The following is a 1,035-nucleotide window of genomic DNA, read 5'->3' as shown; positions in this document are numbered from 1 at the left end:
TTGATATTGTGTTTGTTGCCGAAAGGGATAATAAATCAACTATAGTCCCATAAGGATGATCTACTGTAACCGATACTGCATGATTTTGATATAAAGAACCATTAACATAAAGTTTTGATTGCCTGTAAGTACCTCCTGATGACCCCGCAAAAACAAATCCGTGTAGCACGGCATAGATTCCATTTGTCGGAATTGTAACATCTCCCGAAGTGTGTAATCCGTCTGGGTCATAATCCTCATTGTCCCAAGAAATTTTTGTATTAGTCGTATTGTTAATTGACTGTGTTGCTTGACGCCTTAAGATACAACCAATCATCTTACCTAATTGAGCGCCTGAAACTGCGTTTGTTCCTATATGCCTGTTAATGATAGCGCTATCTCCGATCGCTGTTCCATCGTTGAACCCTGTGTCGTTAGCAACCATATCATCAAGTTTTGCTTCGGTAATAATATCACCAGCTGTCCAAGTTACTACAATAAAATCATCAGCCATATTATACCTCTACTTTCTCCACCCTAAACTTAGAATCTTTTTTACCCCATTGTCGCCCTTTGCTATTATCTTTTTCTTTATCCGCGTGATTTTTATGTCCCCTAAAATCTCTAGTATCATTCCCGCAATAACATTCAAAAGCCAACTCTCCGTCTTGAGTTATAGAAGGACAAGCACACCCTTTAATTTTCTTGCCTTTTTTATCTTTAATCGGTTGATCATATTTAAAATCAATTCGGTCTTTTTGAGGAGAATTTTGAACAGTATAGGCTGTTCCTAATCGCTCCTTACACCCATTGCAGAAAAAACCATATTTCTTAAACTTCCCTGAAGCAGAAGCAGAACATTTATCTTTGAAAGTATCTACAATCTGGTCATTAAAACGACATTTTACTAAATGGCTATGGTAAATATTTTTATCGTCCCCTTGATTATAAAATTTACAGCCAATCGCTTTACAGAGAAGGCTTCTTTTCGGTCTTAGTGTGCTTTCAGAAACACCTAATAGTTTGGCTAAGGCATTAACCTTTCCGTCCGACAAA

The 1,035-nt window shown here is 37.3% G+C and carries 2 protein-coding genes; both read right to left on the bottom strand.

Going from position 1 to position 1,035, the window contains the following annotated elements:
* A partial coding sequence (locus COZ07_RS10430) for a hypothetical protein (RefSeq protein WP_406608504.1) occupies positions 1–493 on the bottom strand: 493 nt, incomplete at its 3' end.
* Between the two features lies 1 nt (position 494).
* A partial coding sequence (locus tag COZ07_RS10425) for a hypothetical protein (protein WP_406608503.1) occupies positions 495–1,035 on the bottom strand: 541 nt, incomplete at its 5' end.

The organism is Candidatus Infernicultor aquiphilus (assembly GCF_002784285.1).
Lineage (GTDB): Bacteria > Atribacterota > Phoenicimicrobiia > Phoenicimicrobiales > Phoenicimicrobiaceae > Infernicultor > Infernicultor aquiphilus.
Note: the sequence above shows the minus strand (reverse complement) of the source record. Positions and strands in the feature narration are given on the sequence as shown.